Below are 13,737 nucleotides of genomic sequence, written 5' to 3'. Positions count from 1 at the left end.
CGGCTCGCGCGACCCGGCCGGCTTCGACATCGTCGTCAATGCGACGCCGCTCGGGATGCGGCCGGACGACCCGCTGCCGGTCGATGTCGAGCGGCTGGCGCCGGGCAGCTTCGTCGGCTGCGTCGTCACGGCCCCTGCGGTCTCGCCGCTGATCGCGGCGGCGCGGGCGCGCGGGTGCCGGACCTCGACCGGGCTCGACATGACCGAAGCCGCCCAGAAGCTCGGCCTGGCCTATGTGCCGGGCGAGCAGGCAACACCCTCCGGAGCCGCCTGACGCCCATCCGGCGGTCTCGCGCCAAGGGAAGTTCCGGGCGCCGCAGGGCGCCGAAGAGGAGATTTCGTGTTCAAGCGCATGTCCATCCTCGAGCGCAGGCCGGGCGACGACCAGGCCTTCTTCTCGCGGCACTGGCAGGAACGGCATGGGCCGCTGGTGGCGCGGCTGCCGCTGGTCCGCGCCTATGTCCAGAACCATGTCGAGGAGGAATACGCGCCTACGGGCTTCCGCGTCGGCGGGATCGTCGAATTGCAGTTCGACGATCCCGCCGCGATGGAAAGCGCCTTCTCCGCCACCGCCTCGCTCGCGGTCGCGGCCGACGAGGTCAACTTCCTCGGCCACGCCGCCGGCTATGTCATCGGCGATGCGCCGATCCGTCTCGCCGGCCGGCAGGGCAAGCTCGTCATCGTCGCGGCTCATGGCGGCAACCAGGTGGCGCTCGGCCGCTTCGAGGCGGCCCTGCGCGCGCTTCCGGATTTCGTCGAGCTGATCCGCGACGAGGTCGCCTCGGTGATGGCGCGCCCGGGCGCGACGCGCCCGAGCCAGGGCATCGACGCCTTCCTCCATGTCTACTTCGCCGACGCCGCCTCGGCGCGGCGCGCCGGCCCGCAGGTCGCGGCGCTGGTGGAAGACGCGCTGAAGCTCGGCGTCTTCCACGTCCGTACCGTCAGGATCGTCTAGCACCCCAGGTTTGGCACTCAGGAGGAACCACATGAAGGCTCTCGTAGCAGGCGCCAGCCGCGGCATCGGCGCGGCGATCGCCATCCGCCTGGCGCAGGATGGCATGACGCGCTCCGGCAAGGCCGAGATCGCGATCACCGCGCGCGAGCGCTCATCCTCCCTCGACGAGGTTGCGGCCGCGATCACCGCGATCGGCGGCCAGGCGCACATCATCACCGGCGACATAGGCGACCCGGCGGTGCCGGGGCGGGTCGCGGCCGAGGCGGCGGCAGCCTGCGGCGGGCTCGACCTCGTCGTCGCCAATGCCGGCATCACCGCGCCGGCGCCGCTGGCGAGCCTAACGCTCGAGAGCTGGGAGCGGCTGTTCGCGGTCAACACCCGCGGCCCCTGGCTGCTGGCGCAGGGCGCCTATCCGGCGCTGCGCGCCAGCAAGGGCAGCTTGGTCGCCGTCGCCTCGATGTCCGGCATGTTCCCGCATCCCGGCGCCGGCGCCTATTCCTCGACCAAGGCGGCGCTGATCATGCTCTGCCAGCAGCTCGCCTTCGAATGGGGGCCGGACGGGATCCGCGTCAACGCCGTCTGCCCCGGCATGATCCGCACGCCGATGACCGAATCGATCTATGCCGATGCGGCGATCGCCGCACGGCGCGACGAGATCGTGCCGCTGCGGCGCGTCGGCCGGCCCGACGACATCGCGCGCGTCGTCTCCTTTCTCGGCAGCGACGATGCACGCTACGTCACCGGCGAGGCGATCCGGGCCGATGGCGGCTTCTCGTCCTCGATCCTGTCCTATGTCCCCGGCCTGCCGAAATCGCGCTGAGCCGATACCGGCGGCGGTGGCTCGCCGCCGCCGCTGCGCAGGGCGGTCATGCGTTGAGCTCCTTGAATATGGAACATTATTCCAATACTTTGTTCCAATAATAACGCTCGGAGGAAACGATGGCGCGCGCACGGATCGGAATCGTCGGCCTGGGCGTGATCGGCAAGGCCCATCTCGGCGTCCTGCAGCAGACCGAGAACGCCGAGGTCGTCGCCATATCGGATCCGACGCAACCCGCCCGCGACTTCGCCGCGGCGCGCAACGTCAAGGCCTATGACGACTACCGCAAGATGCTCGACGCCGAACGCCTCGACGGCGTCGTGATCGGCACGCCGAACGCCGAACATGTGCCGATGGCGCTGGAATGCGTCGCCCGCGGCATCGCCGCCCTGGTCGAGAAGCCGATTTCCGATACGGTCGGGTCGGCCCGGCAGCTCTGCGAAGCTGCCGAGGCGAAGAACGTGCCGATCCTGGTCGGCCATCATCGCCGCCACAACCCGGCGGTGCAGGCCGTGCGCAAGGCGGTTGCGGAGGGCGTGATCGGCAAGCCGGCGATCGCCACCGTGATGTATACCCAGCTCAAGCCGGAGAGCTATTTCCAGCTCGGCTGGCGCCGCGACAAGGCCAGCGGCGGCCCGATCCTGATCAACCTGATCCATGAGATCGACCTGATCCGCTATATCTTCGGCGAGATCGACAGCCTGCAGGCGGCGAGCGCGTCTGCGGTGCGCGGTTTCGAGGTCGAGGACACCGCCGCCGTGCTGCTGCGCTTCCGCAGCGGGGCGCTCGGCACGATCAGCCTCTCGGATACCGCCGCGACGCCGTTCACGTGGGACCTCGCTTCCGGCGAGTTCGACCAGATGAGCAATACGACCGACCGGCTGAAGCGCCAGAAGGTCTCCTCGCATGTCTTCGCCGGCAGCGAGGGCTCGCTCACCCTGCCGGACGTCAGGCATTTCAGCTATCGCGGCGACGGCGAGCCGGGCTGGCTCAGCGAGCTGAGCGAGGATGCGCTCGCGATCACGCCGGCCAGCGCCTACCGGCTTCAGGCCACGCATTTCGCCCGGGTCGCGCTGCGCGAGGAGGCTCCCCTGATCTCCGGCCGCGACGGCATGCGCACGCTGGAGGCGACGCTCGCGGTCAAGGCCGCTTCCGCCAGCGGCAGTGCCGTCAAGCTCGGCAGCTGAAGCGCAAGCGCGGCAGCAGGGGCGCGGCATGGCAGCAAACAAGTAATGGCACCGAACAAGTTCATGAGCGCGGCAGAGGCCGTCGGCCTGATCCGCGACGGCGACACGGTCGGGCTGGTCGGCGGCGGCGGTGGGCTGATGGAGGCGTCCTGCCTGTTTTCGGCGGTCGAGAAGCGCTTCCTCGAGACAGGCCATCCGCGCGGGCTGACGGCGGTGCATTCGCTCGGCATCGGCGACCGCAAGACCAAGGGCATGAACTGCTTTGCCCATAAGGGCATGGTCCGCAAGGTGATCGGCGGGCACTGGCCGTGGTCGCCGCGCCTGCAGCAGATGGCGCGCGACAACGAGATCGAGGCCTATGTCCTGCCCGGCGGCGTGGTGATGCAGCTCTATCGCGAGATCGCGGCGAAGCGGCCGGGCCTGCTGACCCATGTCGGCCTGCGCACCTTCGTCGACCCGCGTCGCGAGGGCGGCCGGATGAACCAGGCGGCCAAGGAGGACCTCGTCGAGCTGATCGCGATCGAGGGGCGGGAATACCTGCGCTACAAGCCCTTCCCGTTGAACGTCGCGATCATCCGCGGCTCCTTCGCCGACGCGCATGGCAATGTCAGCCTCGACCAGGAGGCCGCCAATGTCGACATCTATGCGGTGGCGCTGGCGGCGCATAATTGCGGCGGCAAGGTCATCGTCCAGATCCGGACCGCGGTCGATGTCGGCACGCTGCCGGCCCGCTCGGTGCGGATTCCCGGCGCCATCGTCGATGCGGTCGTCGTCGATCCCGGGCAATGCATGGGCTACGAGACGGTCTACGACCCCGTCATGTCCGGCGAGCGGCGCGGGCCGCCGCTGCAACACCCGCCACGGCCGCTCGATATCCGCCAGGTGATCGCCAGGCGCGCGGCGAAGGAGCTCGTCGACGGCGCCGTGCTGAACTACGGCTTCGGCATTCCCGACGCGGTCGCCCGCCTCGTCGAGCTGCGCGGCGACGGCGAGCGCTACTACCAGACGATCGAGCACGGCACCTATGGCGGCGAATTGCTCGACGGCACGCTGTTCGGCTTCGCCCGCAATGCCTCGGCGATGATCGACGGGCCGTCGCAGTTCGACTTCTATTCCGGCGGCGGGCTCGACCTCGCCTTCCTCGGCTTCGGCGAGCTCGACCGCGAGGGCAATGTCAACGTCTCCAAGCTAGGCGGCGTGCCGGTCGGTCCCGGCGGCTTCATCGACATCGCCCAGAACGCCCGCAAGGTGGTGTTCTGCGGAACCTTCGACGCCAAGGGCGGCGAGATCGCGATCGGCGATGGCGGCCTCTCGATCAGGCGCCATGGCGAGGTCCGCAAGCTGGTCTCCGCGGTCGAGCAGGTGACGTTCTCCGGCGAGCAGGCGCGCGCCAGCGGGCAGAAGGTGATCTACGTCACCGAGCGCGCCGTCTTCCGCCTCGGCGAGGCCGGGCTGGTGCTGACCGATGTCGCGCCCGGCATCGACATCCGCCGCGACATCCTCGAGCGCATGGATTTCCCGCCGGCGATCCCGGCGGAGCCGAAGCCCTTCCCGGCCGATTGCTTCGGCTGAGGCAAGGACGCGCAGGAACGGGAGCCACGGATGAACGGGAGGACACGCGCACCATGACAGCCCAGCCGCCGCTCGCCGGCATCAAGGTCGTCGACTACAGCCATTTCCTGGCCGGCCCCTATCTCTCGCGCTGCCTTGCCGGCATGGGCGCCGAGGTGGTCAAGGTCGAGCGGCCGACGGTCGGCGATGCCGGCCGCACGCACCCCTATTTCATCGGCGACGAGAGCGGCTTCTTCCTGCAACAGAACATGGGCAAGAAGGGCATCTGCGTCGACGCCAGGAAGCCGGCCGGCATGGCGATGATCCGCAAGCTGGTCGAGGACGCCGACGTTTTCGTCGAGAACTACCGGCCGGGCGCCCTGACGCGGCTCGGCCTCGGCTATGAGGACCTGGCGCGGATCAATCCAAGGCTGGTCTATTGCTCGCTCTCGGCCTATGGCCATACCGGGCCGAAATCGGCCAAGGCCGGCTTCGGCCTGATCGCCGAGGCGATGTCGGGCGCGATGGCTCAGCTCGGCGTGCTGGGCAATCCGCCGCCTTTGCTGCGCATCCCGATCGCCGACATGTATGCCGGCATCCATGGCGTCGCCGCCGTCTGCGCGGCGCTGCTCGGCCGGGCGAGCTCGGGCAAAGGCCAGCATATCGATCTTGCGCTCTATGACTGCATGGTCTCGATGCACGACTATGCGGTCCAGTGCTTCACGCTCAGCGACGGAGAGGAGCTTCCCGAACAGGTCGGCTACGACCTGCCGACCTCGACGGTCTATGGCGTCTTCCCGGCAAAGGACGGCCATCTCGTCGTGGCGGCACAGGTCGACGACGCCTGGAAGCGGCTGGCGCGATTGATCGGCGGCGAGCCGCTCGCGGCCGATACGCGCTTCCACAGCAGCGCCGGCCGCAACAGCCATCGCGAGGAGGCGCTTGGCCTGATCAAGGCCTGGACGCTGGCCCAACCCTCGGTCGCCGCCTGCATCGCGGCACTGGAAGCGATCGACGTGCCCTGCGCGCCGGTGCAGCGCATCGACGAGGTGCTGGCCGATCCGCAGATCGCGGCGCGCGGCATGGTGATGGAGCAGGACCATCCGACGCTCGGCAAGATCCGGCTGCCCAACCTGCCCTTCCGCTTCTCCGGCCATTCGCCCAGCCCGATGGGCCTCGCGCCAAGGCTCGGCGAGCACAATGCCGAGGTGGCGCGCAGGCTCGGCTATTCGGACGACGAGATCGCCGCATTGGCTGAAGACGGCGTGCTCTACCAGCAGCCGGCCCGGACCTGAACGGACACAGGAGCATCAGCATGAGCGGATTCCACGTCAGCCTCGGCCAGAGCGCGCGCTTCTCCAAGACGGTGGGCGAGAGCGACGTCTATCTCTTCGCCGGGATCACCGGCGATCTCGCGCCGAACCATGTCAACAAGGCCTATATGGAGAAGTCGAGCTATGGCCGGCTGCAGGCCCATGGCGCGCTGATCATCGGCTACATGTCGGCGGCTTCGAGCATGGTCACCGCGACCGCGCGCGAGGGCGATGAGACGCCGGTCTCGCTCGGCTACGACCGGGTGCGGCTGGTCGGCCCGGTCTATTTCGGCGACACGATCACCGTCGACTACGAGATCGACACGATCGACGCCGAGCGCCGCCGCGCCACCGGCGCGATCCGCGTCACCAACCAGGACGGCAAGCTCGTCGCGGTCGCGACGCATATCCTGAAATGGGTGCCGAACAGTCCGAACTGAGCGGGCGCGGACGGAAGGCGAAGCCCCACCCCCTGCTCCCCTCCCCACGAGGGGGAGGGGTTCCTCGCGCCTTTCGTTCGAGAGCTGGGCTTCGGGCCTGAGGCCTTTCAACCTCCGGCCTTCGCCAGCTCCCCCTCCGGACGCTGGCGCAGCCAGTCGGCATAGGCGCGCACGCCGGCCGTCAGGTCGAACTTCGTGCGGAAGCCGGTATCGGCGATGAAGCGGGTGCCGTCGAGCGGGCCGCGGATCGGGGTATAGGTGTTCCAGGGCTGGGCGCCGGGGCCGATCGCGATCCTGGCCTCGGGAACCGCCGCCCTGACCGCCTCGGCGATCTCGAAGGTCGAGTAGTTGCGCGGCGGCGCGAGGTGGTAGACCGCGTGGTTGAGCCTGGCTGCGTCCGCCGCCGCGATCAGGCCTTCGACGACGTCGTCGATAGGTGAAGCCGGCGGAGAAATCGCCGCCGCTGGCATCGTCGCGGGCGACGCCGCGCAGCGCGTCGATCAGGATCGGCGGAATCGGCCCGCGCGCGAAGGTGTAGTTCAACACAGGTGGGCCGTAGATCCAGGAGATGCGGACGGTCGCGGCCTCAAGCCCGTACTGGGCGCGAAAGGCCCGCACCATCACCTCGCCGGCGGCCTTGGTCGCGCCGTAGATGCTGTCGGCATTGGCGGGGAAATCCTCGGCGATCGGCGCATGCGGATCGACGTCCCTGTAGACGCTGCCGGTGCTGCCATAGACGAAGCGGCGCCAGCCCATGCGGCGGGCGGCGTCGCGCAGGTTGACCACGGCGCCGACATTGGAGTGGAAGGCGGCGAGCGGGTCGGGCTTGCAGTACATCTCGTTGGCCATGGCGGCGAGATGGATGCAGGCGTCGACGCCGTGCTGCTCGCAGAGCCGGCTGACGGCTTGCGCATCGGCAAGGTCGCATTGCGCCCAGGTAACATCCGGCCCGAGCGCCTCGGCATCCTGCCTGCGGAAGGTGCGGTGGTATTGCGCGACGACGGGGCGCGAGCGGGGGGCGCTACGGGCGACCTCATAGCCGACATGGCCCATCGCTCCGGTGATCAGCAAGGTCATGGCGGCGTCCCTTCTCTGTTTACGGCTAGGTTGACCTGGGTTTCTTGGCGGGACGGCCCGCCAGATGCAGCGAGATCACGCCGCCGGCGACGATCAGCGCCGCGCCGAGCACGGTGAAGATGTCGGGAACCTCGCCGAAGACGGCAAAGCCGAGCAGGGTCGCGGTCAGGAGCTGGGCATAGGAATAGGGCGCGATGCGGGAGGCGGTCGCCCGTGCATAGGCTGCGATCATGCACAGCTGGCCGGCGGCCTGGCAGAAGCCGGAGAGGCCAAGCAGCAGCCATTGCTCCCCCGTCGGCGCCTGCCAGAAGAAGGGCAGCGGCAGCGAGGACAGGGTCAGCGCCACCAGCATGGTGTAGAGCAGGACGGTGCGCGACGTCGTCCTTTGCGCGACGATGCGGGTCATGACCTGGCCGATGGCGGCAAAGACGCCGCCGACGGCCGGGATCAGCAGGGCCCAGGAAAAATCGCCGCCGAAAGGCCGCATGATCGTCAGCACGCCGAGGAAACCGAGCAGGACCGCGAGCCAGCCCCAGCGATTGACGGTTTCGCCGAGCATGAACTGGCCGAGCGCCATGCTGATCAGCGGCGCGATGAAGAGGATCGTCGTGAGCTGGGCGAGCGGCACATAGGCCATCGCGACGATGATGCAGATGCCGCTGAGGAAGGGAAAGAGCGAGCGCAGCAGCAGGAGCCTGACCGGGCCGCGCAGCAAGGTCGCCTTCAGCTGCGCCGGCCGGACGATGAACAGGAACAGCACGGCGAAGACCAGGCTGCGCCCCCACATGGCGATGACGGCGTTCGATTCGATGACGACGAGCTTGGAGCCGGCGTCGCCGATGGCGAACAGGCTGAAGGCGACGAAGGCCAGGACCAGCGCTCCCAGCCCGCCATCCGACCGCGCGTGTTTTGGCAGCAACGGGCTCACCTTGTCCGCGCGACCTCACGGCCGGGCCCTGAAACTCGCGAAATCATGCGCCGGGTTCCCGCAGCCTGGTCAGTAGAGACCGGCGGTCGCGCCGCCATCGACGGCGATGGCGGTGCCCTGGATATGGCGCGCCTCCTCGCCGCAGAGGAACAGCGCCAGCGCCGCGACATCCTCGGGCCGGCCGAGGCGCTGCAGTCCCTCCCTGGCGACGAGCTCGTCGCGGATCTGCGCCGGCGTCTTGCCGGCCGCCCTGGCGCGCTGCTCGAAAAGCTGCTCGACGCGCTCGGTCTCGGTCATGCCGGGATAGATCGCGTTGACGTTGACCCCGGCGCGGCGGCCGAGGCCGGAGAGGCCCTTGGTGAAGTTGGCCATGGCCGAATTGACCGAGCCGCCGATCAGAAAGCCGGGATCGGGGGTGCGTGCCGCCCCGCCGATGATGTTGACGACATGGCCCCGCGCCTGCGCGAGCCATGGCCAGAACAGCCGGCAGAGCCTGACGCAGGCGAAGAACTTCAGGTCGAACCCGTCCTGCCAGTCGCCATCCGGCAGCGCGAGGAAGTCGCCCGCCTTGGTGGCGCCGGCCGAGTTCACCAGGATGTCGCAGCGCCCGTGCCGCGCCGCGACGGCGTCGAAGACCGCCCGGCAGCCGGCCTCGGTGCGCAGATCGGCCGCGACGGTCAGCGGCGCGCCGCCGGCCTGCCCGGTGATCTCGGCTGCGGCGGCCTCGAGGTTCCTCGCCGTGGCGGCGGCGAGGACGATCTCGGCCCCGGCCTGCGCGAAGGCGGCGGCGATGCCGCGGCCGATCCCCCGGCTGCCGCCCGAGACGATGACGACCTTGCCTGCGAACCTACCGGCCATGTCGGCCTCCTCAACCAGGCGTCACGCGCCGGATGGCGGGATCGCCGAAGCGCGCCATCGCAACTGGAATAACGTTCCAACTCTAAGACGCGCCGCATTCGCGGGCAATGAGCCGGCCCTGCGGCCAGCGCAATGCCGCCATCCGCGCCGAGGCGCCGTGTCAGTAACTGATCCGCGCCACGGCCCGCAGATTGTCCGGCGTCGTCGTCGGAAAGCCGAAGAATTCGAGATAGGCCGGGATCTGCTCGAACAGCATGTCGGTGCCGATCTGCGTCTGGCAGCCCCTGGCCTGCGCCGCGGCCAGGAAAGGCGTGAACTCGCGCTTCAGCACGACCTCGCCGACAAAGGCAGAGGCTGCGATACGGGAAACATCCATCGGCAGCGGGTCGCCCTCGTTCATGCCGAGCGGGGTGGCGTTGACGACGATGTCGTAGCCTTGCGGATCGCGCGTGCCGACCTCCAGAGCGAGCGCCGGATAATGCGCGCGCAGCCGGCGGGCGAGCGCTTCCACCGAGGCGGCGTTGAGGTCGAACAGGCCGAGGCCGGCTGCTCCCGCGCCGGCGAGCGAGGCGGCGATGGCGGCGCCGACGCCGCCGACGCCGACGACCAGCGCCCTTGCGCCTGAAACCTGCCGGCCCTTGCGCAGGACGCCGCGGACAAAGCCCTCGCCGTCGAACATGTCGCCGAGCAGCGTGCCGTCCGGCCGCAGCAGCACGGCGTTGCAGGAGCCGGCAATGCTGGCCACGGTCGAGAGCTCGTCGACCAGGCCGGTCGTCGTGACCTTGTGCGGCATCGTCACCAGCGCGCCGCGGATGTTCTTCAGCCGGAACAGCGCCGCGAGCACATCGGGATAGGCCTCGGCCTCGACCGCCATCGGCATGACGACGGCGTTGACGCCGATCGACTCGAAATAGGGATTATAGATCAGCGGCGCCTTGAAGGTCGTCGTCGGATAGCCGAGATGGGCGATGAGGATGGTGTTGCCGTCGATCATCTCAGGCGATCGCGATCATCGTGCCCGTCCGGGCGGATTGCTTGACGGCCTCGACCACCTTCAGCGTCGCCAGCCCCTCGCGGCCGGAGACGACAGGCTCGGCCCCGCCGCGGATGACCTCGCCGAAATGCCGGACCTGGACGCGCAGCGGATCCTCCGGAACGAAGGGCACGCGCTCGCGCTGGAGAGGCTCCCACCAGCTGCGCTTGCCGGGATTGGACCAGAGCTCGAGCTGCGGCACGGTGAGCGCGCCATGCGTGCCGCCGAGCTGGTAGCAGAACTGGTCCTGCTGCGGGTAGGCCGGGTTCTCGCCGGTGGTCATCTCCCAGCTCCAGGGCGCAACGACGGAGTCCGAGACGTTGACGGTGCCGAGCGCGCCATTGGCGAAGCGCAGGATGATCACCGCCGTCTCCTCGACCGCGTTGCCGCGCACGATGTTCGATTCCTGCGCCTGCACCGAGACGACCTCGCCGCAGAGATAGCGGAACAGGTCGACGTCATGGGCGAAGTTCATATAGACCGGCCCGGCACCCTTCTCGCGCCGCCAGGCGACGTCGAAATAATCGTCGGGCTTCATCAGCCAGAAGCTGCCATGCACGGTCAGGATGCGGCCGAGCCGGCCCGCCTCGACGATCTGCTTCGCCTTCTGGATCATCGGGTTGTAGCGCCGGTGATGGCCGACGAGCAGCGGCAGCCCGGCCTTCTCGAAAGCCTCGACCAGCTCCTGGGCGGCGGCGACGCTGTCGGCCAGCGGCTTCTCGACGATCGCCGGGATGCCGGCGGCGGCGGCTTCGAGACCGTTGGCGAGGTGCAGCTTGTTCGGCGTCGCGATGACGGCGCCGTCGGGACGGTCGGCCGCGAGCATCTCGGCGAAGCCCCTGAACCAGCGCGTGCCGAGCTCGGCGGCCAATGCCTCGCCGACCGGCGAAGGATCGACCACCGCGGATAGGACGAGGCTCGGCTCGGCGGCGATGTGCTGCGCGTGGCGCTTGCCGATCAGGCCGGCGCCGACGACCGCGAGTTTGACGGGCGCCATCCGGCTCAGCCCTGCTTCTCGTCGATCAGCGTGGCGACGCGCCGCAAAGCCAGGCAATAGCCCTGGGTGCCGAAGCCGGCGATGACCCCGTCCGAGCGTAGCGAGACATAGGAATGGTGCCGGAAGGGCTCGCGCTTGTGGACATTCGAGATGTGCACCTCGAACACGTGCCCGTCGAAGGCGTTGAGCGCGTCGAGCACGGCGACCGAGGTATGGGTGAAGGCGGCCGGGTTGATGACGATGCCGCCGGCGCTCTCGCGGGCCTCGTGCACCCAGTCGATGATCTCGTATTCGCGATTGCTCTGGTGGAAGCGCAGCTCGAGCTTCAGCTCCTTCGCCAGCGCGCGGCACTCGGTCTCGACATCGGCCAAAGTGGTGTGGCCGTAGATATGCGGCTGGCGCTTGCCGAGCAGGTTGAGGTTCGGACCGTTCAGGACGTAGACGAGGCGGCTCACGGCAGGTTCCCAGGGCAGGTGGCGAAAGGCGGTTCGGGCAGAGCGGGGCGCAGCGGCCGAAAAATGGTCGCGCCTGCAATTCCTAGCTGTGCGGCCGGCATTGGTGAAGCCCGGATAGCAGGCGAGATGCCGCCCGGATGCGGAGGAGCATTGGTAGTCTGAGGAAGATTCGAACTCATGTCGTGAAGTCCGTCGGTCGTTCGTCCTCTGTGTACGAAATGATCGAAACGGGAGAGAGACGATGGCCAAAGTCATCATCGAAATGAGCATGTCGCTCGACGGTTTCTGTGCAGGGCCGGATGACGGAGAAGAGTTTCCGAACGGCCGGGACGGCATCAAGCATGTCTTCGGCTGGCTTTCGAGAGCCAAGGAGGAAGGTGGTGCCAACAAGGCTGAGGTCGACCGCATGTATGCCCGGTCCGGCGCCTACATTTTTGGCCGGCGAACCTATGACATCACCAATGGTTGGGGCGGCTCGCATCCATTGAAGGGCGTGCCGCTCTTCATCCTCACCCATATACCGCCGGCACCTGAAACGGTGCCGAAGGGCGACTCCAAGATTACCTTCATCACCGACGGCATCAAAAGCGCCGTCCGCCAGGCGAAGGCGGCGGCCGGAGACAAGGACGTCGTCCTGAGCGGCGCATCGCCCTGCCAGCAGGCATTGGACGCCGGTGTGGTCGACGAAGTTCTGGTTCATATCGCACCGAGCCTGATCGGCAGCGGAATTCGACTGTTCGATAACTTCAAAGGACCGATCGCCCTCGAGAAGATCTATTCCACCGATGGGCCGATGGCGACACATGTCCGCTACCGCGTCTCCAAACACTAGAGAAAGTTCACGATTTTCCGGTTCTGGCGGGATTCCCAAGGGGCGCGAACCGTGCGATTCCGAGCCCTGCGAGGGCTCATACCAACGGCCTTTGGCTTTGACCCTTGCGAAGGTCTGGCCGTCATTGCGGGCGCAAGCGAAGCAATCCAGGAGGGCTCGCTCGACGTCCCCCGGATTGCCTCGCTATGACGGAAGAGGGTATCGCAGCGGTCAACCGCGAAGCCCGTCGGTATCAGAGCGTGTTTGAGATTTCACCCAGCCCTCATCCTTCGAGGCGCAGCCTTTGGCTGCTCCTCAGGATGACGGATTCCATTCCCAAACGGTCTCTCAGGAGGTGAGCGCGCCCGCCGTCATGCCCTGGACCATGTAGCGCTGCAGGAAGATGAAGGCGACGACCAGCGGCAGGCTCGCCAGCACCGAGAAGGCCATCATCGCGTTCCAGTCGGTGACGAACTCGGCCATCAGGCTGTAGATCGCCATGGTCAGGACGCGGTTCTCCCAGGACTCGATCAGGACGACGGCGAACAGGAACTCGTTCCAGGCGAGCAGGAAGGTGTAGAGCCCGGCGCCGACGAAGGCGGGATAGGACATCGGCACCAGCGTCCGGAAGATGGCGCCGAGCCGCGAGCAGCCGTCGACCATCGCCGCCTCCTCGATGTCGCGCGGGATGTTGATGAAGTAGCTGCGCAGCATCAGGACGCAGAACGGCAGGGTGAAGGTCAGGTAGACGATCACCAGCGAGGTGCGGGTGTCGTAGAGCCCGAGCGTGATGAAGATGCGGAAATAGGGGATGCAGAGCAGCACCAGCGGGAACATCTGCGTGGTGATCAGGAACATCAGCACCATGCGCTGGCCGGCGAACTGGAAGCGCGCCAGGGCATAGGCCGCCATCGCGCCGAGCAGCAGCGAGAGCACGGTGACCACCAGCGAGATCAGCATGGTGTTGAAGAAGACCAGGAGATAGCGCGGCGTGGTGAAGATCTTCGCGTAGCCCTCGAGGGTGAAGACCTGCGGCAACCAGGCCGGCGGCATCTGCATCACCTCGAGATTCGGCCGGAAGGAGACCGAGAGCATCCAGGCAAGCGGGAAGAAGACGATCAGGATCGCCAGGATGAGGAGTCCATAGGCGAACAGGTTGAGCAGGCGCTCGCGCCCGCGCTGACCGAGCCCGCCCGAAATGACCATCGGCATCGCCTTATCCCGTCCCGCTTAGAGCATCGGACCGAAAAGTGGATCCGGTTCTCGGAGAAATCCGATGCTGCAACAAAGAGATGGATCGCAATCCGTCCGA

The 13,737-nt window shown here is 67.9% G+C and carries 14 protein-coding genes and 2 pseudogenes; 8 read left to right on the top strand and 8 right to left on the bottom strand.

The genetic code is table 11. From position 1 onward, the window contains the following. From V6M56_RS02220 to V6M56_RS02190, 7 genes and pseudogenes are all read left to right on the top strand, one after another. Positions 1-274 (top strand): annotated as a pseudogene (locus tag V6M56_RS02220) (shikimate dehydrogenase); the annotation flags it as partial. 66 nt (positions 275-340) lie between these two features. Next, positions 341-955, top strand: a complete 615-nt coding sequence (locus V6M56_RS02215; RefSeq protein WP_332680938.1) for an EthD family reductase — start codon at positions 341-343, stop codon at positions 953-955. Positions 956-986: 31 nt separating this feature from the next. Then, positions 987-1,775 carry an SDR family NAD(P)-dependent oxidoreductase gene (locus tag V6M56_RS02210; RefSeq protein ID WP_332680937.1) on the top strand — a complete coding sequence of 263 codons (789 nt, stop codon included), beginning with the start codon at positions 987-989 and terminating at the stop codon, positions 1,773-1,775. A gap of 119 nt (positions 1,776-1,894) precedes the next feature. Further along, complete coding sequence (locus V6M56_RS02205) at positions 1,895-2,962, top strand: Gfo/Idh/MocA family protein (RefSeq protein ID WP_332680936.1); 1,068 nt, start codon at positions 1,895-1,897, stop codon at positions 2,960-2,962. Between the two features lie 63 nt (positions 2,963-3,025). Next, positions 3,026-4,534, top strand: coding sequence for an acyl CoA:acetate/3-ketoacid CoA transferase (locus V6M56_RS02200; RefSeq protein WP_332680935.1), 1,509 nt, complete (start codon positions 3,026-3,028; stop codon positions 4,532-4,534). Positions 4,535-4,587: 53 nt separating this feature from the next. Beyond that, on the top strand, positions 4,588-5,808 hold the full coding sequence (locus tag V6M56_RS02195) for a CaiB/BaiF CoA transferase family protein (protein WP_332680934.1): 1,221 nt from the start codon (positions 4,588-4,590) through the stop codon (positions 5,806-5,808). 20 nt (positions 5,809-5,828) lie between these two features. Next, positions 5,829-6,266 carry a MaoC family dehydratase gene (locus V6M56_RS02190; protein ID WP_332680933.1) on the top strand — a complete coding sequence of 146 codons (438 nt, stop codon included), beginning with the start codon at positions 5,829-5,831 and terminating at the stop codon, positions 6,264-6,266. Positions 6,267-6,373: 107 nt separating this feature from the next. On the opposite strand, the gene V6M56_RS02185 is transcribed toward V6M56_RS02190, so the two are convergent. From V6M56_RS02185 to aroQ, 7 genes and pseudogenes are all read right to left on the bottom strand, one after another. Continuing rightward, entirely contained in the window at positions 6,374-6,736 is a 363-nt protein-coding gene (locus V6M56_RS02185; RefSeq protein WP_332680932.1) for an NAD-dependent epimerase/dehydratase family protein, read from the bottom strand. Between the two features lie 46 nt (positions 6,737-6,782). Continuing rightward, positions 6,783-7,343, bottom strand: a pseudogene (locus tag V6M56_RS22640) (NAD-dependent epimerase/dehydratase family protein); the annotation flags it as partial. Positions 7,344-7,368: 25 nt separating this feature from the next. After that, positions 7,369-8,262 (bottom strand): DMT family transporter, encoded by an 894-nt coding sequence (locus V6M56_RS02180; protein ID WP_332680931.1) that lies wholly within the window; start codon positions 8,260-8,262, stop codon positions 7,369-7,371. 78 nt (positions 8,263-8,340) lie between these two features. Beyond that, positions 8,341-9,129 (bottom strand): SDR family oxidoreductase, encoded by a 789-nt coding sequence (locus V6M56_RS02175; protein WP_332680930.1) that lies wholly within the window; start codon positions 9,127-9,129, stop codon positions 8,341-8,343. Positions 9,130-9,289: 160 nt separating this feature from the next. Continuing rightward, positions 9,290-10,123 carry a shikimate dehydrogenase family protein gene (locus tag V6M56_RS02170; protein WP_332680929.1) on the bottom strand — a complete coding sequence of 278 codons (834 nt, stop codon included), beginning with the start codon at positions 10,121-10,123 and terminating at the stop codon, positions 9,290-9,292. A gap of 1 nt (position 10,124) precedes the next feature. Continuing rightward, a complete protein-coding gene (locus V6M56_RS02165; protein WP_332680928.1) occupies positions 10,125-11,159 on the bottom strand; it encodes a Gfo/Idh/MocA family protein in 1,035 nt (344 codons plus the stop codon). 5 nt (positions 11,160-11,164) lie between these two features. Beyond that, on the bottom strand, positions 11,165-11,614 hold the full coding sequence (aroQ, locus tag V6M56_RS02160) for a type II 3-dehydroquinate dehydratase (protein WP_332680927.1): 450 nt from the start codon (positions 11,612-11,614) through the stop codon (positions 11,165-11,167). A gap of 241 nt (positions 11,615-11,855) precedes the next feature. Here aroQ and V6M56_RS02155 point away from each other — a divergent pair, with 241 nt between their 5' ends. Continuing rightward, the gene (locus V6M56_RS02155) at positions 11,856-12,446 is read left to right on the top strand and encodes a dihydrofolate reductase family protein (RefSeq protein ID WP_332680926.1); all 591 of its coding nucleotides are present in this window, start codon (positions 11,856-11,858) and stop codon (positions 12,444-12,446) included. 327 nt (positions 12,447-12,773) lie between these two features. Here V6M56_RS02155 and V6M56_RS02150 read toward each other — a convergent pair whose 3' ends face one another. Continuing rightward, complete coding sequence (locus tag V6M56_RS02150; protein WP_332680925.1) at positions 12,774-13,637, bottom strand: carbohydrate ABC transporter permease; 864 nt, start codon at positions 13,635-13,637, stop codon at positions 12,774-12,776. Between the last annotated feature and the right edge of the window lie 100 nt (positions 13,638-13,737).

This window comes from Allobosea sp. (assembly GCF_036675845.1).
GTDB lineage: Bacteria > Pseudomonadota > Alphaproteobacteria > Rhizobiales > Beijerinckiaceae > Allobosea.
Note: the sequence above shows the minus strand (reverse complement) of the source record. Positions and strands in the feature narration are given on the sequence as shown.